Genomic DNA, 22,748 nt, shown 5'->3' with positions numbered 1-22,748 from the left:
CCGCGGATCAGGCGCGCTCCAGTACCGCCACCTGGCACCTAGAGTGGGGGAAATAGCCCGTAATGGGTGCCGCCCGGGTGGGAAGGGGTGGCGGGCATGGAGTTACGGCAGTTGCGCTATTTCGTGACGCTGGCCGAAGAGTTGCACTTCGGCCGGGCGGCCGCCCGCGAGCACATCGTGCAGTCCGCGCTGAGCCAGCAGATCCAGCGGCTGGAACGGGAGCTGGGCGTGCGCCTGCTGGACCGCAGCACCCACCACGTCGATCTGACGGCGGCGGGCGCGGCCTTCCTCGTCGAGGCGCGCCAGATCCTCGATCACGTGGGCCGGGCCGGGCAGGCCGCGCGCAACGCCGTCACATCGGCGCCCACGCTGCGTGCCGGCATCATCGACGCCGGCTACGACACCATGCCGCAGATCCTGCGCGAGCTCCAGCGCGGCCACCCCGGCATCACGATCCATCAGGTCGAGGCGGGCACCTCCGAGCAGTACCGGCAGCTGGCCGACGGCCGCCTGGACATCGCCATCGGGCACGCCTCCCAGGCGCCGGCCGAGGTGACCTCCAAGCTGATCAGGCTCGATCCGCTGGGCGTGCTGGTGCCCGACGAGCACCGCTTCGCCGGGCTCGACGGCGTGTCCGTGGCCGCGCTCGCCGACGAGCGCCTGCTCCTCGGCGAGGAGTCGCAGACCCCGGAGCTCAACCAGTTCGTCCTCACGCTGTGCCGCTCGGCCGGGTTCGCGCCCACCGTCTACGAGGGCACCGTGCAGAGCAGCCGCGCCGCGGCCGACCTCGTCCTCCAGCACCGCTGCGTCTACTGCGTCCCCTCCTCCTTCCGTACCTCCAACCGGCCGGGCACCACCTGGCGGCCGCTGATCGAGCCCGCCACCCGCTACCCGTGGTCACTGCTGTGGCACGAGGCCAACCCCTCCTCTCACATCGCCACCGTCATCGGCAGCGCCCGTGACCTGGCCGAGCGGCTCGGCTGGCTGGAACCCCTCGGTCCCGCCACCGGATCGGCGCCCGGCGATGGCACTCCCAGCGCCGTCAGCTCCGGTGATGAGCCCGCCTGAGGAACGCCGCCCCTGGAGCAGCCGGTAGGATCGCGGGTCCAGGAGCACTCAGGCTCCGCGCGTTCGCCGGGACGCCGCCGTCCGGCGGTGTGTGCCGGTCGGGCGCACCTATGGAGAGCGAGACACCGTATGAGTAGCGCTCGCGAGAACGACAACCAGGTGGACGAGGCTCCGGACAGCCGGAGCGAGACCGACGCGCGGCCCGGGCATGCGGCCAACGCGCAGTGGCTCAAGGACAACCCGGACGCGATGCCGCAGGTGGACGCCGGGCGTTGGGCCGTGTACGACCGCTCGGGCCGCCTGTGCGGCCACCTCGTCGGCGATGGTCCGACCCGCGACACCCGTTTCCGGGCGGTCGCCGCCGACGACGACTGGATGCCCGCCGGTTCTCCGGGCGGCACGGGCATCACCCTGCACGACGCCGGCGCGCACCTTCTCGACGCCGCCACGGGTGGCGATCCAGGCGACGACACCTGATCGGACAGAGCAGGTGAAGAGCCGCAAAAGTGCGAAATTAAACGCGCACCCGTTCCCGCATTGGTCAAAGAAAGGCGCATCTTTGGTTCGCTGGTAAATCGGGAAGGATATCCCTTGGGCTGAATGCACCCTGCGTTGTTCCGTACCGACATCGCCCCCGGCGATGATGGGACAGCCGGGCCTGACCTGCCCGCCCGCCGGGCGCGCGCCTTCTGACAATGCGCCTGAATTCCCGGCGGGAATCGCATTCCAGGGTCGCGCGAACCGCTCGTGCGGGCGAGTGCCGGGAGGGAATCCACATGACCAGACAACAGGAGCGCGTTGCCGGCGAAACTCCGGCGGTGCGCGAATCACCCGCGACCGAGCAGTACGAGCGTTATGTCGGAGGCACCCCCGAGAGAGAACGGGTGATCTTCGAACGGCTGGCCCGCGATCTCATGCGGGTCCAGTTGAGGATCCAGCGACGCAGCGGCGCCCCCGGCATAGAGCGGGCCTTCCACGCCAAGGCGATTCTGGGCGTGGAGAACGCCAGGATGGCGTTCCGCCAGGACCTTCCGGAAGACCTGCGGACCGGCTTCGCCCAGCCTGGCGCCGAATACCCGGTCACGGTGCGGCTGTCCAACGCCTCCGGCACCCGCGGGCCGGACTTCGCCCCCGATCTGCGCGGGGCGGCGCTGCGGGTCCAGGTGGGGCCGGATCAGGCCCACGACCTGCTGATGACGAACTATCCGGTCTCCCACGCCCGCGACGCGCGCGAGTTCGTCGCGTTCGCGCGGGCCATGGCCGGTGCGGACTCGACCCCGCGCAGGGCGATCGGGGCGTTCGTCAAGCTGCCGCTGGCGGTCGGCTGGTCCGCGGCCGCGCGCATGCGGCGGAACGTGACCGAGGGAATCAGGCACCAGGTACGCAGCCTCGCGCTCGAGACGTACTGGAGCCGCGGTGCGATCCTGTGGGGACCCGCCGGGCCGGTGCGCTACCGGCTCCGCCCGGCCGCGGGGGCGCCGGCGGCGCCGCCCGCCTCGCGGAGCGACCCCGACTACCTGAGCCACGAGCTGGCCGCCCGGCTGGCCAGGGCGGACGTCGTCTTCGAGCTGTGCGTGCAACGCTACGTGGACGCCAGGAGCACGCCCATCGAGAACGGCGCGACCGACTGGCCGGAGGAGGACACCCCCGCCATCCCGGTGGCCACGCTGACCATCCCGCGCCAGGACCTCGACACCGCCGACGCGCGCGCCATCGCGCTGCACATCGACCAGCTCGCCTTCGACCCGTGGAACACCACCGACGAGTTCCGTCCTCTCGGCAACCTGAACCGCGCGCGCAAGGCCGCCTACGAGGCCGGCAGCGCCCACCGCCGCGGCCTGCGCTTCATCACGCCGCCGCCGGGGCGCAACGTCGTCGTCGGCGAGCTGCTGCAGCGCGGCTTCGGCGCCCTCAACCGGGCCGTCCCGTGGCACAAGCTGCCGACCTGGCTGGGCCTGCTCAACATCCAGGCCATCCGCCAGGTGCTGCGCCGCGACAACCTCATCGACACCGAGACCCGCGACGCCCCGCCGGCGGCCCACCCGGTGCCGCCGCCCATCGACGAGCACCTGCGGACCCGCCGCACGTACGACGGCACCTACAACGACCTGTCCGCGCCGGCGATGGGCGCGCTCGGCTCGCCGTTCGGCCGTAACCTGCGGCCCGTCTACCGGCCCGACCTCTTCGACGTGCCCAATCCGCTGGTGGTCAGCAGGGAGCTGCTCCACCGCGACACCTTCATCCCGGCGCGCTCGCTGAACATCCTGGCCGCCGCGTGGATCCAGTTCCAGGTGCACGACTGGGTCGACCACAAGCGTCACCCGGTCGGTACGAAGAGCGTCGAGGTGCCACTGCCCCCCGGCATGACCTGGACCAACACCCCGGGCGGCGCGCCGGAGACCGTCATGCGCTTCGCCGAGGACCAGGGCGTGCGCCCGCCAGGGAGCGCGGGGCCGCCGATCCTGAGCGCCAACGCCGCCTCCCACTGGTGGGACGGCTCGGAGGTCTACGGCGGGGACGAGAGCGTCGCGAAGTCCCTGCGCGAGCCGGGCGGCGGCGCGGCGCTGCACCTGGAGGACGGGCACCTGGCGCCCGGGCCGGACGGCATCCCGATCACCGGGTTCCGGGAGAACTGGTGGCTCGGGCTCAGCGTCATGCACACCCTCTTCGCCCGCGAGCACAACGCCGTGTGCGAGGCCCTGCGCGGCGAGTACCCCGGCATGGACGAGGACACCGTCTACCACGTGGCGCGGCTCGTCGTCTCCGCCCTGATCGCCAAGATCCACACCGTGGAGTGGACGCCCGCGATCCTCGCGACCGATCTGATCGACGTCGGGCTGAAGGCCAACTGGGCGGGACCGCCGCGGAACTGGCTGACCCACCTCGGGCTGTGGCTGACCGACGAGCACGCGCTCAAGGGCATCCCCGACACCCTCCCGGACCACCACGAGGTGCCCTACTCCCTCACCGAGGACTTCGTCACCGTCTACCGCATGCACCCGCTGATCCCCGACGACTACCGCATCGCCGACCACGCGTCCGGGCGCACGCTGCGCACCCTGGGCTTCGACGACGTGCAGGGCCAGGCCACGGAGACGGTCATGCGCGGGGTGGGCCTGGCGAACTCGCTCTACTCGTTCGGCATCGCCCACCCGGGGGCGATCACGCTGCGCAACTTCCCGCGCGCGCTGCAGGCGTTCGAGCGGGACGGGGAGATCATCGACCTGTCCGTGGTGGACCTCGTCCGCACCCGCCGCCGCGGCGTGCCGCGCTACAACGACTTCCGCGCCGGGCTGCACAAGCCGCGCCTGCGGCGCTTCGAGGACCTCACCTCCGACCCGGACGCGCTGGCCCGGCTCAAGGACGTCTACCGCACGGTCGACGACATCGACACCGTGGTCGGGCTCTTCGCGGAGAACCCGCCCGAGCGTTTCGGCTTCAGCGACACGGCGTTCCGCATCTTCATCCTCATGGCCAGCCGCCGCCTGCAGAGCGACCGGTTCCTCACCGTCGACTTCCGGCCTGAGATCTACACCCCGCTGGGGCTCGACTGGATCGAGCGCAACGGCATGACCAGCGTCATCCTGCGGCACTGCCCCGAGCTGGCGGGCCACCTGCCGAGAACGGCGAGCGCCTTCGCGCCCTGGCGCCCGGCGACGCCGGAAGGGCCCGAGGGGCCCGCGCGCGCCTGAGGGAACGAGCGGAAGCGAGAGCCACTATGCACATGAAGCCGGTGACCAGGCAGGAAGGGCTGCGGGAGCTCATGTCGCGGCCCCTGCTGGAGACCATCTGGAAGCGGCGGACGCACCGGGTCAGCCGGGGCGCGTCCGTCCCGGCCGGTTCGATGAGCTACCGGTCGCCGCACCCGCCGATGCCGCTGACGGAGCTGGAGGAGGCGGTGCTCATCGCGCTCACCGGCTGTTCCGGCCTCACCATGCCGGACCGGCCGTTCGAGGACCCGCGCGACGGCGAGCCCATCATGGCCAAGCCGAACCTCACCATGGCCGGTCGTACGGCGGGCAGCCCCGACAACGCCCAGGGCACCCACTTCTTCATGATCAACGACACCGGCACCTACTACCTGAGGAAGCTGCCGCCCTCCCCGGACCTGCCCTTCGACGCCGGCACGCTGGTCGAGCGGGCCCGCCAGGCGAAGGTGCGGGTCCTGCCCCACCGGCTCGACGTCGGCGACGGCCTGCGGGACTTCCCGGCCTACCTGGACTCCAACCGCTTCCTGTCCAACCTCCCCGGCACCACGCTGTTCCTGCCCGTGGTGGATCTGTCCCACCAGTACATCAACGGGCTGATGTACCTGCTCACCCAGCCGGAGGGAGCCAGGCCGGTCCTCGTCGACGACCGCAACTTCTACCGCCCGGCGGGCGTGGGCAAATGGATCAGGAGCGGGTTCCTGAACCGGGACCTCAAGCTGCCGCTCGGGGCCCTGGGACCGATGCGCACCCAGGTCGAGGCCGACCTGCTCCTGCAGAACCTGATGCTGACCGCGGACGCCATGGGCCTCGGCGCCTGGATCCACGCGACGATCCACCCGCAGATCATGCTCGGCGACCCGAAGTTCTCCCGGGCCTACGGCCGGATGCTCGGCTTCGACTTCGTCACGCCGCGCTTCCGCCTCGCCGACGTGCTGCGCTGGCACGTTCCACTGCCGAAGTACGCCGCGCTGCGCTCCCACCCGGTCGGCCTCCGGGCCGGCGGGGAGCACCTCATCAAGGCCGCCTGCCCGCCCTACCACCCCTCGATGGCCGCCGCCGTCGAAAGCGTCGTGCGGGCGAAGTTCGGCCCGGGCGGCATCTACAGCGACGAGAGCACCTTCGCCCGCATCTACAAGGGCGACTACGGACGTCGTTACCTGGCCGAGGCGGGCGAGTACGACCGGCCGGTGATCGAGTGCGTACGGGACATCTGCACGTACATCCACGACACGCACGGACGGTTCCCCGCGCACACCGACGCCATCCACGTGCCCGGCATCTGGCTGCAGGCACACCACGTCGAGCCGGAGTACTACGAGCGGTTCTTCGCCGACGGGACGACCGACGCGCACGTACGGCACGCCGAGCGGTGGCACGCGTAGCCGCGCGCGCCATCCGGTCGGCCGAGGAGGACGACATGAAGGTTTACCAGGCCATCGTCAAAGGGCTGGAGGACGTCGGGGTGCGGGCCGCCTTCGGCGGCGCGGGGGAGAACGCGGCCGGCCTGATGCTGGCGCTGAAGCACTCGCCGCGGATCCGGCCGATCATCACCCGGCACGAGCAGGCGGCGTCGTTCATGGCGTGCGGGTACGCGATGTTCACCGGCGAGCTCGGCTTCTGCTTCGCCACGGCCGGGCCGGGGGCGTTCAACCTGTTCTCCGGCCTGGCCATGGCGATGTCCGACTCCTACCCGGTCCTCGCCGTCTCGGGGTACGCGCCCAGGAAATGGCAGGGATGGGGCTCGCTCAACGAGACCTCGGGCCTGAACGGGACACCCGACTCGCAGGCCATGTTCGCGGCCACGACCAAGAAGTCCTTCCTGCTGGAGGACGCCGCGGACACGTGCGACGTGCTGGAGGAGGCGGTCAACCTCGCCTTCGCGGGCCGGCCGGGGCCGGTGCACATCCACGTCCCCCTGGACCTGACGGAGCGCGGCGTCGAGGTGGCGAACGTCCGGCCCGTCCGCCTCGACGTCGCGCCGGTCCTGCCCGACCCGGCTCGTGTGGAGGAGATCGCGTCGGTGCTGGCCGAGGCCATCACCCAGGGCCGGCGCGTCGTCGCGCTCGCCGGGTTCGGCGCCGTCCGCAGCGGCGCGGGCCCGGAGCTCAAGCGGTTGATCGAACGCTTCCGGATCCCGCTGCTGACCACGCTCGACGGCAAGGGCATCGTCTCGGAACGGCACCCGCTGTCGGTGGGCGTCTTCGCCGACAGCGGTCACGCCGCCGCCTGGAAGGCCTTCCGCGAGGCCGACGTCGTGTTGTGCGTCGGGAACTCCCTCAACCAGCACGCCACGTTCAACTATCGCGAGGACCTGTTCGACGGCAAGCTGCTCATCCACGTGAACATCTCGGAGAACGAGTTCCGCAAGGCGTACAAGCCTGACCACGCGCTGCTGTCCGACGCGCGACCGGCGGTGGCTGCCATCGCCGACGCGCTGGCGGGGAAGGTGGGCGAGGTGCCGCCCGCCGAGGTCGAGGGCAGGGACTACGAGACCAGGCACATCACCCACCTGACCGGGAAGATCCACCCGGGCGAGCTCGCGCAGGCAATCGGGCGCATGCTCCCGGAGCGCGGCGTGCTCCTCGCCGACGCCGGGGCGCATCTGGCGTGGCTCGGCTACTACGTCGACGTGGAGGAGGGCCAGAACTTCCGCAAGGCCGGCTCGTTCGGCCCGATGGCCGGGCACGTCAACGGCGCGATCGGGGTGAAGGTCGGGCAACCGGAGCGGACGGTCGTCGTCGGCTGCGGCGACGGGTGCTACTCCCTGTCCGGCTTCGAGCTGATGACGGCCGTAGCTGATCAAGCTCTACCAGCTTTCGACGTACCTGGAGAGCGGGCTCGTCGAGTTCGACAACCCCGACTTCGCGGCCTACGCGCGGGCGTGCGGTGCCGACGGCCACCGCGTGGAGACGCTCGAGGAGTTCGAGCACGCCTTCCGCGCGGCGCTGAGCTCCGGCCGGCCCACGGTGATCGACGCCAAAATCACCCGGTGGGCCGTCCCGCACTACAGCCCCTCACCCGAGGGCGTGATCGCCGGCCTGGTCGAGACCCTCGAAGACCGCCTCCGGTCCAGCAGCCCTCCGGAATAGCGGGAAGCGCCGGTCCTCGGCGACGCCGCCCTCCGTCCGTCCCCGCGCTGTCACGCCGGGGCCGGAGCGGTGAGCGTGCCACCGATCACCTGGGCGACCTCGGGGTGGGCGAGATACTCCTCGATGTCGTGGGCCCGGCCCGCCGGGTTGGCGACGGGTATTTCGGTCAGCTCTCCCTCCCAGTGGTCGCTCAGGGGACAGCCGATGGCGACCGGGTCGATGGGGCACCAGACGTTGAACCAGCGGGCCACCAGGCCGGGACGGTGGGGCCCGCCGGACAGCAGGCGCTCATGGACGCTGTCCAGGCCGAGCGGGCTGCCGGTCGTGACGAGCAGATCGACCTCCACCTCCGGGGGCAACCGGGTGAGCAGGTCCATGGCGACGATCGTGCCCAGACTGTGGGTGACCAGCGCCAACCGGCCGGTACGCGGCATCGTCTGGAGGACGCAGTCCAGCACCGCCTCCCGTACCCGCTGGTCGTCGAGGTAGGCGGCGACGTCCCCGAAGATCGCGGCGATGAACAGCCGGTCCAGGTCGGTGGTGTCGGCCAGCCAGCTCAACGCCTGGTGCACGGCATCGCTCAGCCCTTCCTCGCCGACCGGCCGCGGCTCGGGCATGCCGGTCCGGGCCGCCGCCTCGGTGATCAGCTGCTCGTACAGCCGGCGCGCGCCGCCGGGCTGCGGCGCGGCGGCCTCCACGGGATCGCCGAGGGCCTCCCGGGCGAAGGTGGGCAGGGTCTCCAGCGCTCCCATGGCCTGGACGAGCCGGGGCGCGTAGAAGGGGAACCAGACGTCGTCCGGCGTGATGGTGTCCAGCCCCGCGCGGGTGAGGCCGCCGTTCAGCCCGGCGGTCCAGTAGCGGCGCAGCCGCTCGGGATCGTGTCCCTGCTGGCCGCGGCCATGGAGGAAGACCAGGTGTACGGACCCGCCGAACGCGGTCGGCCGGGACGCCAGCCCGGCGCCGGGCACGCCGGCCTGGACGGGCACGCCGGCCGGGAGCGGCCCGGCGCTCGCCTGGGCGCCCGTCTCGACGGGGATCCCGTCGACCGAGGGGGCAGGGGGCGGGACCAGGCCGGCGGCGGCCGTTCGCGGGGCGACGCCGCCCTGGGGCCCGTCCTGAGGCTCGGCTTGGAGCCCGTTCTGAGGTTCGGCTTGGGGCCCGGTCTGTGGCTGGGGCCGGGGTCCGGTCAGGAGCCCGTCCGGGTGATGGTCCTGGAGGCCATCCGGGGGATGGTCCTGGAGCCCGTCCAGGGGGCGGTCCTGGAGCCCGGACTCGCGTCCCATCTCGGCCAGGAGCGCCCGCCGGTTCCCGTCGAGCGGCAGCGCGGCGAGGTGCTTGAGGATGACGCTGATGCGCACGCCCTCGTTGGAGACCCAGTCCACGGCGTCGTCGCCGTCCCCCTCGTGCCACACCTGCCCGTCGCGCCGCAGGATCCGGCCCTGGCCGTCCGTTCTGGGGACGCCGCTGTGGTGCAGCGCCGTCACCTCCCACTGGTCGTTGAAGACCGGGGAGCCGGAGCTGCCGGGCTCGGTGTCGGTCTGGTACTGGAGGAAGTCGTCGAGCCGGGCCTCCAGCCGGTTCTCGCGGATGGAGATCTCCTTGAGCCGGCCGCTGGGGTGGCCGATGATGTTGACCGCCTCCCCGATGACCAGCTTGCCCCGCTGGACGCTGAGCCGGTTCCAGCCGAACGTCTCGCCCACGGGCCGGCCGTCGGCGCCGGGGCTCACCAGGACCAGGGCGTAGTCGAGATCGCGGTCGGCGACGAAGAGGGCATCGGGGTCGAGGAAGAACCGCCTGGCCACGTCGGGGGCGTTGTCGACGGTCACCTGGGCGTCGAACTCCACGATGGCCGAGCGCGCCACCGTGACGTCGGGGAACACGTGATGGTTGGTCAGCATCAGCCTCGGCGAGACCAGGAAGCCGGTGCCGATCGGGATCTCGCGGCCGTTCTCGCAGACGGAGATCCGGGCGACGGTCCGCGCGGCCCGCGCGCCCCGGGGCAGGAAGCTCCACGCCTGCAGGTCCTTGGCCACCCCGAGGATGCGCTCGTACATCCTGGGGCGGTCGAGGACGTCGGGCCGGGTGGCCTCCAGCGCCGCCTCGACGGGGATGCCGTTGCGCTGGATGAGGCGGGCGGTGCGGGTGGCGAGCATCTCCGGCGTGTCGGGGAACGCCTCTCCCCGCTCGCGCCTCCGCCCGGCCTCGTCGCGCTCGGAGCCGCTCCAGCGATACCGTACGGCGGCGGCCTTGGTGTGTTCGACCCTGTTTTCCCGGACTTCTGCAGATATATCCATAACAGTCTGCCGCTTCAGAGTTCCCGGCGATTCTCTCCTACAGGGACATGTCACATTAAATATGCATGTCGCGGCGAGGCCCCGTCCAGCGGTCGCGGATTAGTTGGCGGTGAATTGACCCTTCGGCGAAGCTTGTTCGCTTTGCAACTGTCTTCGCATAATTCGCGGTATCTTTTCCGATATTTTGCCGGGCCGGGGCTACGCTGGATGAGGAAAGCGAAGGGGGAGTCTCATGGGGAGAAACGTGGACTTTGTCTCCGTCGAGTCGCTGGACAGGCGGGCCCAACAGCTGACCCGGGCCGAGCTCGAGCGGCTGGAGGAACTGTCGCCCACGATGACCGGTGATGACGAACAGTAACCATGTCGCGTCTCCGTACGCCGTCCGGGCCGCCCGGCCCGGAAGAGGCCGGCCGGGTGTTCGGCGCGGTGGAGCGGGCGGTGCCGCCTGCCGAGGCCGGAAGGCGGGCGGCGGCGGCACTGGCCGCGCTGGGCCTGCGGGCCCGGCTGGAGGACACGGGCGGGGGCCGTGATCCGACCGCCTGGTGGTGCCGGTTGTTCGGCGGCGCGCAGGACGACTCTCCGCTCGCGTGCGGGATGGGGAAGGGCCGGCAGGAGGAGGCCCGCCTGGGGGCGCTGTTCGAAGCCGTCGAGCACTACCTGACCGGCCCCGCCGGGTTCGACCCAGGAGCCGTGGAGCCGGCCGCGCCGGCCGCGATCGCCGCCGGGCCGCTGCGCGACGACGCCTGCGCGCTGCTGCTGTCGCGGATGCCCGGCCGCCGGATGGCCTGCCTGCGCTATCGCGCGCTCTCCGGGACCGGGGAGGCGCTGTTGCCGATGGTCCTGTCCGCCCCCTGGTACGTCGAGACCGGCTCCGCCGCGCTGCGCGAGCTGGCGGGCGACGACTGCGACTACGCCCACCTGATGCGTTACAGCTGCAACAGCGGCTCGGCCGTCGGCGTCACGCCGGCCGAGGCGGTGTTGCACGCCCTCAACGAGGCCATCGAGCGCGACGCCCTGTCGCTGCTCCTGGTGCGGACCTTCCTGGGCGGGGAGCCGCTGCGGCCCGCGCTGATCGACCCGTGGACGCTCCCCGGCGACCTCGCGCGGGCGCACGCCACGGCGGAAGAGGTGACCGGGTCAACGGTGCACCTGCTGGACATCACCAGTGACATCGGGGTCCCGACCATGCTGGCCTACACCGCTCCCACCTCCCGCCGTCCGCACCGGCGCGGCGCCGGGACCTCGCTGGACCCGGCCTACGCCGCCTGGCGCTGCCTCACCGAGCTGGTGCAGACCACCCTGGGCGAGCGCCTGCCGGATCCCGGCGGGCGGGCGCGCGGTGGGCCGTCCGCGCTGGCGGCGCACCCCACCCTGCACGCGTGCGGGCGGTTCGACCTCACCGCTGCCCTGCGACAGGCGCGCGTGGTCCCCTTCCCCCGAGCCGCCGGGGCGGCCGGGGCTCCCGGCGACCAGGTGCGCAAGGTGGCCGCGATGGTAGAGGCGCGGGGCTGCACGGTCTACTGCCGTACGGTGTGCGCCCTCCCCGGCGGGGTCACCGCCGTGCACGTGGTCGTGCCGCTCCTGGAGCGGTTCATGCTGGTCACCGACGGTAACCTCGTCGTCCCCGGCAGCCGGGGCCGGCTCGCCGCGGCGGGGCTCGGGAGAGTTTCCGAAGAACTGCCGCACGATTGACGGTCATCTGAACGACGCGGCAGGTTTTGCCGATTGATCGACCCTTACATATGGTCTTTAATCCCACTCTGGCGTGGAAGACGTGGATACTGATTATATGGGAATGAAATACTGGCGACAGAATCGCAAAATAGGCGCTTCGGCCGCACTGGGCGTTCTGTTTCTGGGCCTGGCCCTCGCGTTCTTCTGGGTGGCCAAGAATGTGCCAGGAGAACCGGGGAGCGCGGCCGCGATCGGCTCGTACATCTCCATGGCCAGCGGCGCGATAGCGCTGGGCCATCAGTTCCTGTCCTGGTGGCGCAAGCGTAGTGCGCCCACGCCGGCGCCGACGTCCGCCGGCATCGGCACCGCGAAGGACATCCTCGCCGGCCTGGTGACCGAGCAGTGGCGCCAGGAGACGGTCATGCGCTCGCTGTGCGATCCGGAGCCCATGCCGCTGGCCTGGCGTTCGACCGAACGGCGCGAGCTCGCCGACCATCCCGAGATCATCGCCAAGGGCACCGTCGCCTTCCCCGGCCTGGACGTGCACGTCGAGGACATGGCACGCAATTTCCGCGCCCTGCACTGCCGCCGGCTGGTCATCCTGGGCGACCCGGGCACCGGGAAGACCACCCTGGCCGTGCAGCTGGTGCTCGAACTCCTGCGCACGCGGCAGCCGGAGGAGCCCGTCCCGGTGCTGCTGTCGGCCGCACGCTGGGACGACCGCGTACACCCGCGCCTGCAGGACTGGCTGGCCAAGAGCCTGGCGATGGACTATCCGGCGCTCCGCGCCGAAGGGCTCGGTCCCGACATCCCGGAGACCCTGGTGGCCCGCGGCGAGGTGCTGCCGGTCATCGACGGGCTGGACGAGCTGCCCGACCACGCCCGCGCCGACATGCTCGCCGCGCTGAACCGCTCGATGTGCGAGAACGACCAGCTCATCCTCACCTGCCGCACGGCGCAGTTCGCCGATTCCGTCGAGGAGATGGGCGACGTCCTGACGGCGGCGGCGGTCATCGAGCCCCAGCGCATGGGCCCGGCCGCGGCCGCCGACTACCTTCACGCGTGCCTGCCCCCGGTGTCCCATCCCGTCTGGCCCCGGGTGCTGGAGGCGCTGCGTACGGGCGGCGCCCCGGCCCTGGCCGAGGTCACCTCGACGTCCCTGGGGCTCTGGCTGGTCCGCGCCACGTACATCGCGCCGCGGGTGAACCCGGAACCGCTGCTGGAGCTGGGGCGAGGCAGCGCGGCCGAGCTGCACGACCACCTGTGCGACCAGCTCATCCCCGCCCTGGTGAGCACGCGCCCACCGGCCCACGGCCCGGCACAGCCCTTCCGGCCGCAACACGCGTGGACTCCGGAGCAGGTCGTCCGCTGGCTCACCTACCTGTGCCAGGAGCTCACGCTGGACGAGGAGGACCCGCGCGACGTGGCCTGGTGGCGCCTGGCCCGCCACACGCCGAACCGCACGGTGCGGCTGTGGACCGGCATCGGGGTCGGGGTCCTGGTCGGGCTGGTCTTCTGGATCGTGACGAAGCTGCACATCGTCGGAGCGGGGCTGGGGCTGGTGGCCGCGCTCGTGATCATCACCGTGGCCGGGTCCTGGTTCACCGAGGCGCCGGGCCACGCCGACTTCCGGGTGCGCGGCAGGCTCTCCGAGCTGGCCCGGGTCATTGGGGCAGGGCTCTTCGTCGGAGCCCTGGGAGCGCTCATCGGCTGGCTCATGGGCAGGACGGTCGGAGGGACGAACGGTCTGGAGGCCGCGAGGGACATCGGCTGGATGTCCGGCGTCGGCTTCATCGTCGTGCTCAGCCTGATCCACTGGGTCGAGCACCCGGCCACCACCGCGACCGCGAGATCCCCGCGCTCGACCTGGCGGGCGGACCGGAACCTGACGGTGATCCGGATCTTCAGCGGGCTCGTGGTGGGGCTCATGGCCGCGGGCATCGGACTGGAGGCCCAGCTCGACGGGAGCGTCGCGCTCGCGGGCGGGCTGTTGCTGGGGCTGCTGTTCGGGCTCGTGCTGGGCAGCCACCACGCCTGGCTGGCCTACAGCCTGACGGTTCCCCGCCTGGCCACCAAGGGGAGGCTGCCCCTGCGGGCGATGAACTTCCTGGACGACGCGCATCGCCTCGGCCTGCTGCGCACCGAGGGACCTTACTACCAGTTCCGGCACATCGAGCTGCAGCAGCACCTCGCGCGCGGGCTGCAGGCGACGCAGGAGGAAGAGGTACGCCGGCAGCCGTCGGTTCTCCGGTGACCGCCGGCCGGACGGGTGCTCTCTTGGCCGTATCCCCATCGTGGCTTGGGCACGAGCGGAGGCGCACGCGGGCACTGACCCGGTGGAGCCGGAACGGCAGTGATCCGTCCCACGGGACGGCGGAAATCGGGAGTAGTGCCAGTGGGCGAGAGATACAGCGTGCTGCGCGACATGAGCGGCGTGCGTACGGCCAGTCCTTTCGAATCGACGCGGCCTGCCGGGCCGCCTCCGGTCCTCGCCGGGAGCGAACCGCACGTGGAGGTGGTCGAACTCAGCAAGCGCGAGCTGCGCGACGTGGCCCGCGACCCGGAGGTGCGCGCGGTGGCGCCGGTCATGCCGACGGCGCTCATCCAGCCGTTCGAGGAGGGCGCCGACGGGCAGGCCTCGACCGCGGCGGCCGCCGCGGCCACGTGGGGCGTCCAGGCGGTGGGCGCCGACGTCTCGACGCGTACCGGGGCGGACGTCATCGTGGCCGTCCTGGACACCGGCATCGACGGCACCCATCCCGCCTTCACCGGCGTGACCCTCATCCAGGAGGACTTCAGCGGCTCGGGCCTGGGCGACAAGCAGGGCCACGGCACGCACTGCGCCGGCACGGTCTTCGGCCGGGCCGTCGACGGCACGCGCATCGGCGTCGCGCCCGGCGTGACCCGGGCGCTGATCGGCAAGGTCCTGGCCGACGACGGGAGCGGCGACACCGAGGGGCTGCTGCGGGGGATGCAGTGGGCGCTCCAGCAGGGCGCCCAGGTGGTCTCGATGTCCCTGGGGTTCGACTTCCCCGGCATGGTCCAGCGGCTGGTCGACATGGGACGGCAGCCGAGGTTCGCGACCTCGCTGGCGCTGGAGGCGTACCGGGCCAACCTGAGGCTCTTCGACGCGCTGATGCAGATGGTCGCCGCCCGCGAGGCGATCGGCCCCGGCACGATCGTCGTGGCCGCGGCGGGTAACGAGAGCGAGCGGCAGACGCATCCCGACTTCGAGATCGCCGTGTCGCTGCCCGCGGCCGCGGAGGGTGTCATCGCGGTCGGTGCGCTGGCGCAGTCTTCCACGGGCAACGGCCTGGTCATCGCTCCCTTCTCCAACACCTTCCCGCAGATCAGCGCGCCCGGGGTCGGCGTGCTCTCCGCGCGGGTCGGGGGCGGCTTGCGGGCCCTGAGCGGGACGAGCATGGCCACGCCGCACGTCGCCGGCGTGACGGCACTGTGGTGGGAGGACGTGATGAAGTCGCCGCTGCCGGCGACGTCGTCCACCGTCATGGCCCGCCTGCTGGCCTCGGCCGCCGTGAGCCCGCTGGCCTCCGGCGTGGACATCGCCGACCGCGGAGTGGGCCTGGTACGCGCCCCGTAGCCGCCGTTCCCACGGCCTCCGGCGGTTGACCCCGCCGGAGCCGCCGTCGTCCGGTCCCCACCCGTCAGGACGGGCGGGGACCGGTTTCATGGGGTCAGCCCGCCGCCGCCCTGAACGTGAAGGAGCCGGAGTCGACACCGTAGACGGCATGGCCGCCGTCCATGCGCAGGAACGTGGCCCGGTGCGGGGCCGTGACGAGGCGTCGGTCCTTGGCCGGCACCCAGATCTCGGCGGTGGTGTTCGCGGGCACGTCGACCGTCAGCGTGAACCGGCGCTCCGACCTGGTCCATTCGGACCGGACGGTGCCCTGCGGCGTCTCGTAGCTGCCCTTGACGAAGGTGAGGTCGCCGACCGGCTTGGGGTGGATGACGAGTTCGCGGTAGGCGATCGAGTCGTCGGCCGCGCGGATGCCGGCCAGGCCGGTGTGGAACCACTCCTCGATCTGGGCGAGGATCATGTGATTCTTGGAGTCCCCGCGGTTCCAGCGCTCGCCGATGGTGGTCATGCCGCCGGGGTTGGCGGTGGTGGACTCCATGAAGAAGCCGTAGCCGGGCTGGTCGTTCTCCTGCAGCAGGTCCCACAGGACGTCGTCCCTGCCGCCGTCGGACAGCGCCCGGACGGTCGGGCCCATGCCGATGGTGCCGCCGCTGAAGTGCGGGCCGTCCCCGTTGGGGTGGAAGGCGTACACGAGCTCGACGAGCGCGTCGAGGACCGCCTGCCGCTCGCCGTCGGGGACGAGCCCGGCGTCGAGGGCGAGCGCCTGGGCCGTCTGGGTCGCGCCCGCGGTCCCGGCGTTCCCGTCGGTGGTGTAGCGGCGGAGCTGCTGGTTGTAGAAGCGGGCGTTGAAGGCGTTCCTGATGTCGGTGGCCAGCGCCTGGTAGCGGGTGGCGTCGTCGGCGTGGCCGGTCAGCTCGGCCATCTCGGCCAGCTTGGTGATCATGACGTAGTAGCCCCAGGTGCCGGTGATCCGGCCCGAGGTCTGGTCGGCGGCCACCCAGTCGGCGAGGGCGGCGTCGACGATGTGCGCGTTGTCGCCGGTGCCGACCTTCTGGCGCTGGATGTAGTCCGCGAAGTCGACCATCTGGTCGTAGTGGCGGGCCATCGTCTCGGTGTCGCCGTAGAGCTCGTACAGCAGGGACGGGACGAGGATGATGGCGTTGCCCCAGTTGATCTCGTCGCCGAAGCGCCCGCTGTAGCCCCAGTCGTAGACGGGGGTCTTGAGCGCCACGTTGCCGCGCATCGGCGTCTCGGCCATCGACTGGCCCTCGACGAGGTGCCGCATCGTGGTCTTCAGGTACGCGGCGAGGTCGTGGTTACGGTGGATGGCGCCCATCGGCATCGTGTAGTCGGCCGGGTAGGACAGCTTCTCGCGGCCGGGGCAGTCGGTGAACACCGACATGATGTTGGACGCGAACGAGTAGCGGGACATCTTGTGGATCCGGTTGACGCGCGCGTCGGAGGTGGTCACCTCGCCGGCCACAGGGGTGTCGGCCTGCAGCCGGACGCCCTTGACCAGGTCCTTCGGCGGGGTGTACCCCTCGGGCAGGCCGGTGACCTGGATCCACTGCATGCCGAAGTAGTTGAAGTCCGGGTGCCAGCTCTCGCCGCCGGGGAGGCCGGCGGTGGTGTAGGTGTTGAACAGGTCGCGGCCCCGGTTGCCGCCGCCGCCCATCAGCGACGCCTGGTCCACGGTGCCGTCGGGGGCGAGGGACTCGGCGGGTGACATGCGGACGGTGACGCCGCCGGGCATCCTGCCCTTGAGGTTCAGCTGCGGCCAGCCGGCGATGTTCTGGCCCAGGTCGAACACCCAGACGCCCGGGGCCGGGTTGGTCAAGGAGACGGGGGTGAAGGTCTCGACGGCCTTCACCGGCTCGGCCGTGCGGGCGACGAGCTGGGTGGCGAGGTTCGGCGGTGGCGCGATGCCGGCGTCCACCCAGGCCATGGCCGAGCCGTCGCGCCGCTTGGCGGTGGGGGACAGGTCGGCGCCGGGGGAGTCCCAGCCCGGCTGCTCGCGGCGGGCGTCGTAGTCGGAGCCCGAATACCAGGCGTCGGTCACCAGGGCGCCCAGCGCGGTGCGCCAGCCGCGGTCGGAGACGATGACGTCCGTCGAGGCGTTGGTGTAGGTGATCTCCAGGCGGGCGATCAGGCGGGGCGTCACGGCGGCGCCGGCGCTCGCGTCGCTCGCGGCGATGTTGTTGCCGGAGCCGGTGACCGTCGCGCCGGTGGAGTGCGGCTTGGACAGGCCGGGGGTGAAGGTGATGTCGGTGCTGCCGATCGCGGTGATCGTACGGGACTCGAGGTTATCGCCGCCGTTGCCGGTGTCGATGTTGATCGTGCCGCCGACGTGGTAGCCGGTGACGTTGTCCAGTGCCACGGTGGTGGCGCCGGGCGCGGCGTCGGCGGTCAGGGTGCCGCTGCCCTTGAGCTGGCTCTGCCACCAGGAGTAGGGCGCGGTCCGGCCGACGGCCGGGTTGGTGACGCTGCGCCGTACGTAGGCGGGGCCGTTGCCGAGCCGGACGCCGAGGGTGTTGGCCCCGGCGCGCAGGTCGTCGGTCACGTCGTAGGTGCGGTACTCGCTGGAGAGCTGGTAGTTGGAGTTGCCGGGGGCGAGCGCCTCGTCGCTGAGCTTGCGCCCGTTGAGGGTCGGCAGCTGCAGCCCGACGCCGGAGAGGTAGAGGCGGGCGCCGGCCACGCGCTTCCCGCGGTCGAGGTCGAACGCGCGGGCGAAGATCGGCATGGGCCGGCCCTCGGTGCGGCCGGGGTACTCGATCCAGCGCGCCGCCCCCCAGTCGCTCTGCCGCAGCAGGCCCATCTCCCAGGACGACGGCCTGCTCCAGCCCGACGGCTGCCTGCCCCCGTCCCAGACACGTACGTGCCAGCTGACCTGCTCCCGCGACGCCAGCGGCCGCCCGCTGTAGCGGACGCCGGACTGGACGGCGGAGCTCACCTTGCCGGAGTCCCAGATCAGCCGTCCGCGCCCGAGGTCGCTCTCGCTCGCGGCCACCTGGATCTGGTACGCGGTCTGCCGGGTCCGCGTCATGCGCCAGCTCAGCAGGGGGGCGGGGTTGTCGATGCCGAGGGGCTGGTCGCGCCGGCCGTCCACCCGCAGGTCGACGACCCCGGCAGCGGACTGTCCGCCGGCGGCCACCGCCGGCGGGGCGTTGAGCGGCTGCGAGAGGACGAGAGTGAACGCCACTCCCAGCCCCGCTAATACACGAATCCGGCGACGTAATGAGGACACGGGTCACTCCTGTCTCGGATGGGAGGGGAGCGAGGCGACGGCATGCTCCTCTCACCGTAAAACGATTTAAGCACCCCGAAGATGTCGCTAACGTAAGCGTTCCCGCAAACGTCGTCAAGAGGGTGTTTGGGCAACGGTTCACGCAGAATCGGCATCTCAGCCGATCGTCCGACGATCCCATTGGGTAACGATACCCATCGTGATCAGGCCTCTGGCCAGGGACGTCATCCCCGTTCGCAGGCGAAGGGCCGGGTGGGGGCGGGCTCGATCGCCGGCGTGGAAGCGCCCGGGAAGGCCAGGTGGAGCCGGGGAAGCGGGTGGCGGGCCCGCCCGCGAGCGGCGGCGGGCCTCTTCCGGAGCCGCTCCCGCCCTCGCGCCCTGTTCGACATGAGACGGAAACGTGATGCGGTCGCACAGGGGAGCCGCCGCGCACGTGAGAGCGGGCAGAGGTGGCGCAACTCCCGATTGGCGCCCTATTGACACGTCGCGCGGCGCCTTTTACGGTCAGGGGCCTTAAAACGTTTTGCCCAGCCATTGTTGGAGGGCACGTGAGCGACTCCGCTCCCATCCTTTCGTTACAGAACGTGAGTAAATACTTCGGTGCCGTCCAGGCACTGGCCGGGGTGCGGCTCGACCTGTGGGCCGGTGAGGTGCACGGCCTGGTCGGGGAGAACGGAGCCGGCAAGTCCACGCTGGTGAAGATCTTGTCCGGCGCCCACGCGGCCGATGCGGGCACGCTGACGGTGGACGGGAAGGAGCTGACGCCCGCGGGCCCGGCCGACGCCCAGGCCGCCGGCATCGCGGTGATCTACCAGGAGCCGACGCTGTTCCCCGACCTGTCCGTGGCCGAGAACATCTTCATGAGCCGGCAACCGTTGCGCAGCCTGCGCCGCATCGACGCGGCGGCCATGCGCGCCAGGGCGGCGGCGCTGTTCGGCAGATTGGGCGTCTCCCTGGATCCCGACCGGCCCGCGCGCGGCCTGTCCATCGCGGACCAGCAGCTCGTCGAGATCGCCAAGGCGCTGGCGCTCGACGCGCGCATACTGATCATGGACGAGCCGACCGCCGCGTTGTCGGGTGTGGAGGCCGAGCGGCTGTTCACGGTCGTCAGGTCACTGCGCGACGACGGCGCGGCGGTGCTGTTCATCTCCCATCGTTTCGACGAGATCTTCGCGCTCTGCCGGCGCGTCACCGTCATGCGCGACGGCCGCTGGGTCTCCACCGACCCGGCCTCCGAGCTCACCGTCGAGGAGCTGGTGCGCCGGATGGTAGGCCGCGAAGTGTCCTCGCTGTACCCCAAGACGGATGCCACCGTGGGGGAGCCCCGGCTGGAGGTGCGCGGCCTGACCCGGCGCGGCGTCTTCGACGACGTCTCCTTCACCGTGCACGGCGGCGAGATCGTGGCGCTCGCGGGACTGGTCGGCGCCGGCCGCAGCGAGGTGGCGCGCGCCGTCTTCGGCGTGGACCGCTACGACGCCGGGCAGGTCGTCGTCGAGGGCAGGACGCTGCCGCCCGGCGACACCCCGGCGGCCATCGCGGCCGGGCTGGCCCTGGTGCCCGAGGACCGCCGCCAGCAGGGCCTGGTGATGGAGCTGTCCGTGGAGCGCAACGCGACCCTCGCGCGGCGGTGGCCGCTCAGCAGCCTGGGCCTGCTGTTCGGGGGCGCCGAACGGGACGCGGCGCACAGCTGGAGCCGCCGCCTCCAGGTCAAGACCGCCCGGCTCACCGACCCGGTCTCCGCCCTGTCCGGCGGGAACCAGCAGAAGGTCGTGCTGGCCAAGTGGCTGTCCACCGAGCCGCGCGTGCTCGTCGTCGACGAGCCCACGCGCGGCATCGACGTGGGCACCAAGGCTGAGGTGCACCGGCTGCTGTCCGAGCTGGCCGCGCAGGGCGTCGCGGTGCTGATGATCTCCAGTGAGCTGCCGGAGGTGCTCGGCATGGCCGACCGCGTCCTGGTGATGCACGAGGGCCGCCTCGTCGCCGACATCCCCCGCGCCCGGGCCGACGAGGAGTCGGTGATGCTCGCCGCCACCGGACAGGGCGGTGCCGCATGACGGCCGTCCGGACCGAGCCGGCCACGGACGCAGGACAGGGCACCAGGCTCGTCCATCGCGTCTTCGTGATCAGGGAGCTGGGCATCGCCGTCGCGCTGGCGCTGCTCGTCGGGGTGACGGTGCTGGTCAACCCGCGGTTCCTGACCGCGCAGGGCATCAAGGACCTGCTCCTGGGCTCGACCATCCTCGCGGTCCTCGCGGTCGGCCAGAGCATCGTCGTCATCACCCGCAACGTGGACCTGTCGGTGGGGTCGGTCCTCGGCCTGTCGGCGTTCGCGACGGGCAGCCTGTTCGTCGCGAACCCCGGCCTGCCCATCCCGGTGGCGCTCGCCGTCGGCGTGCTGCTCGGCGCCGCCTGCGGGGCCGTGAACGGCGCGCTCATCGCCGCCGCCCGCGTACCGGCGCTCGTGGTGACGCTCGGCACCCTGTACGTCTTCCGCGGCCTCGACTACACCTGGGCCACCGGCCGGCAGATCAACGCCGCCGACATGCCGCCCGGCTTCCTGCGGATGGGCAGCGCGACCGTGCTGGGCGTACCCGTGCTGACGCTGTTCGCCGTCGTGGTGCTGGTGGCGGCGGGCTACTACCTGCGCACCTACCGCAGCGGCCGGGAGATGTACGCGATCGGCTCCAGCCCGGTCGCCGCCCGCCTGGCCGGCATCCCGGTGGGGCGGCGGGTGTTCGCCGCGTTCGTCGTCAGCGGCGCCCTCGCCGGGCTGGCCGGAGTCATGTACGCGGCGCGCTTCGGCACGCTGGACGCCAACGCCGGCAACGGCTTCGAGCTGAACGTCGTGGCGGCCGTCGTGGTCGGGGGCGTCGCCATCTTCGGCGGCAGCGGCTCGGTCTACGGCGCCGCGCTCGGCGCGGTCCTGCTCACCACGATCGGCAGCGCGCTGCCGGTCCTCGGCGTGAGCCCGTTCTGGCAGCGGGCCGCCGTCGGCGCGCTCATCCTGGCCGCCATCGGCCTCGACCGGGCGCTGGCCGTCCGGCTCGCCCAGACCCTGAGAGGAAGGAGCAGTCATGGCTGAGCGGATGCGGTCGATCGCCGGCTCCTGGGACACCGCTCTGCTCATCGCCCTGGTCCTGGTCGTCCTGGTGGGCACGGTCAGCGTCGAGGGGGTGGCCAGCCCGCGGTTCTGGCGGTTCGTCACGCTGGAGGTCATCCCGATCGCGCTGATCGCGCTCCCCATGACCCTCGTCGTCATCACCGGCGAGATCGACCTGTCCGTGGCCAGCATCCTCGGCCTGACCTGCACGGTCATGGGCCAGCTGTGGTTGTGGGGCGTCACGTCACTGCCGCTGATGATCGCGCTCTGCCTCCTGCTGGGAGCGCTGCTCGGCGCGGTGAACGGCCTGTTCGTCACCGGCTTCGGCCTGCCGTCCCTGGCCGTGACGATCGGCACGCTCGCCCTCTACCGGGGACTGGCCTACGTCGTCCTCGGTGACCGCGCGGTCGCCGACTACCCGCCGGAGTGGAACATGGGTGCCATCGCCGCCATCCCCGGCCTGACCATCCCGTGGATGATCCTCGTGGTCGCCGCGCTGGCGCTCGTCTTCGGGATCGTCCTGCACGCCACCCCGATCGGCCGCGGCCTGTACGCCATGGGCAACAACGCCGAGGCCGCCCGCTTCACCGGCATCAACGTCGCCCGCACGAAGTTCTGGCTGTTCGTGGCCACCGGCGCGATGTCGGCGCTGGCCGGGGTGTTCTGGACGCTGCGCTACGCCAGCGCCCGCGCCGACAACGGACTGGGCCTCGAACTCGCCGTCGTGGCGGCCGTCCTGCTGGGCGGCGTGTCCATCTTCGGCGGCCGGGGGCGGCTGATCGGCGTCATCGCCGCGGTCATCCTCCTCGGCACCCTGCGCAACGCCCTGCAACTGGCCTACGTCCCGGCCAACACCCTGACCATCATCACCGGATCCCTGCTGATCGTCTCCGTTGTGGGACCCAACGTCGCCGGCATGCTGCGCGAGCGCATGCGCCGCCGACGATCCGTCACCCCCTGACCCCCCGCCG

At 71.7% G+C, this 22,748-nt stretch carries 13 protein-coding genes and 1 pseudogene; 12 read left to right on the top strand and 2 right to left on the bottom strand.

Translation table 11 applies throughout. From position 1 onward, the window contains the following. Window positions 1-96: 96 nt before the first annotated feature. From ACBJ59_RS33960 to ACBJ59_RS33935, 6 genes and pseudogenes are all read left to right on the top strand, one after another. Window positions 97-1,068 carry a LysR family transcriptional regulator gene (locus ACBJ59_RS33960; RefSeq protein WP_375114280.1) on the top strand — a complete coding sequence of 324 codons (972 nt, stop codon included), beginning with the start codon at window positions 97-99 and terminating at the stop codon, window positions 1,066-1,068. 129 nt (window positions 1,069-1,197) lie between these two features. Continuing rightward, the gene (locus ACBJ59_RS33955) at window positions 1,198-1,545 is read left to right on the top strand and encodes a hypothetical protein (RefSeq protein WP_375114279.1); all 348 of its coding nucleotides are present in this window, start codon (window positions 1,198-1,200) and stop codon (window positions 1,543-1,545) included. 299 nt (window positions 1,546-1,844) lie between these two features. Continuing rightward, window positions 1,845-4,760: a peroxidase family protein gene (locus ACBJ59_RS33950; protein WP_375114278.1), complete on the top strand. Its 2,916-nt coding sequence runs from the start codon at window positions 1,845-1,847 to the stop codon at window positions 4,758-4,760. A gap of 26 nt (window positions 4,761-4,786) precedes the next feature. After that, window positions 4,787-6,160, top strand: coding sequence for a hypothetical protein (locus ACBJ59_RS33945; protein WP_375114277.1), 1,374 nt, complete (start codon window positions 4,787-4,789; stop codon window positions 6,158-6,160). Window positions 6,161-6,195: 35 nt separating this feature from the next. Beyond that, window positions 6,196-7,518 (top strand): annotated as a pseudogene (locus ACBJ59_RS33940) (thiamine pyrophosphate-binding protein); the annotation flags it as partial. A 55-nt stretch (window positions 7,519-7,573) separates the two neighbouring features. Beyond that, complete coding sequence (locus tag ACBJ59_RS33935) at window positions 7,574-7,867, top strand: thiamine pyrophosphate-dependent enzyme (RefSeq protein ID WP_375114495.1); 294 nt, start codon at window positions 7,574-7,576, stop codon at window positions 7,865-7,867. A gap of 50 nt (window positions 7,868-7,917) precedes the next feature. Here ACBJ59_RS33935 and ACBJ59_RS33930 read toward each other — a convergent pair whose 3' ends face one another. Further along, window positions 7,918-10,161 carry a trypsin-like peptidase domain-containing protein gene (locus ACBJ59_RS33930; protein ID WP_375114276.1) on the bottom strand — a complete coding sequence of 748 codons (2,244 nt, stop codon included), beginning with the start codon at window positions 10,159-10,161 and terminating at the stop codon, window positions 7,918-7,920. Window positions 10,162-10,521: 360 nt separating this feature from the next. On the opposite strand from ACBJ59_RS33930, the gene ACBJ59_RS33925 reads away from it, so the two are divergent. From ACBJ59_RS33925 to ACBJ59_RS33915, 3 genes are all read left to right on the top strand, one after another. Next, window positions 10,522-11,853: a YcaO-like family protein gene (locus ACBJ59_RS33925; RefSeq protein WP_375114275.1), complete on the top strand. Its 1,332-nt coding sequence runs from the start codon at window positions 10,522-10,524 to the stop codon at window positions 11,851-11,853. 103 nt (window positions 11,854-11,956) lie between these two features. Beyond that, on the top strand, window positions 11,957-14,089 hold the full coding sequence (locus ACBJ59_RS33920; RefSeq protein ID WP_375114274.1) for an NACHT domain-containing protein: 2,133 nt from the start codon (window positions 11,957-11,959) through the stop codon (window positions 14,087-14,089). Between the two features lie 141 nt (window positions 14,090-14,230). Then, on the top strand, window positions 14,231-15,436 hold the full coding sequence (locus ACBJ59_RS33915) for a S8 family serine peptidase (RefSeq protein WP_375114273.1): 1,206 nt from the start codon (window positions 14,231-14,233) through the stop codon (window positions 15,434-15,436). 94 nt (window positions 15,437-15,530) lie between these two features. Here the strand turns inward: ACBJ59_RS33915 and ACBJ59_RS33910 are convergent, their stop codons facing one another. Then, window positions 15,531-18,677, bottom strand: a complete 3,147-nt coding sequence (locus ACBJ59_RS33910) for a family 78 glycoside hydrolase catalytic domain (RefSeq protein WP_375114272.1) — start codon at window positions 18,675-18,677, stop codon at window positions 15,531-15,533. Between the two features lie 584 nt (window positions 18,678-19,261). Between ACBJ59_RS33910 and ACBJ59_RS33905 the strand changes: the two genes are divergently transcribed. Genes ACBJ59_RS33905 through ACBJ59_RS33895 form a run of 3 tightly spaced genes read left to right on the top strand, consistent with a single transcriptional unit; the run spans window position 19,262 to window position 22,738 of the window. Then, on the top strand, window positions 19,262-20,731 hold the full coding sequence (locus tag ACBJ59_RS33905; protein ID WP_375114271.1) for a sugar ABC transporter ATP-binding protein: 1,470 nt from the start codon (window positions 19,262-19,264) through the stop codon (window positions 20,729-20,731). Then, window positions 20,728-21,759, top strand: coding sequence for an ABC transporter permease (locus ACBJ59_RS33900; RefSeq protein ID WP_375114270.1), 1,032 nt, complete (start codon window positions 20,728-20,730; stop codon window positions 21,757-21,759). Before ACBJ59_RS33905 ends, ACBJ59_RS33900 begins: the two co-directional genes overlap by 4 nt. Then, on the top strand, window positions 21,752-22,738 hold the full coding sequence (locus tag ACBJ59_RS33895) for an ABC transporter permease (RefSeq protein WP_375114269.1): 987 nt from the start codon (window positions 21,752-21,754) through the stop codon (window positions 22,736-22,738). Before ACBJ59_RS33900 ends, ACBJ59_RS33895 begins: the two co-directional genes overlap by 8 nt. The last annotated feature ends 10 nt before the right edge of the window (window positions 22,739-22,748 follow it).

Source organism: Nonomuraea sp. MTCD27 (assembly GCF_041950495.1).
In the GTDB taxonomy this organism is placed as follows: Bacteria; Actinomycetota; Actinomycetes; order Streptosporangiales; family Streptosporangiaceae; genus Nonomuraea.
The sequence above is the reverse complement of the archived record's forward strand: the minus strand, read 5'-3'. Positions and strand labels throughout refer to the sequence as shown.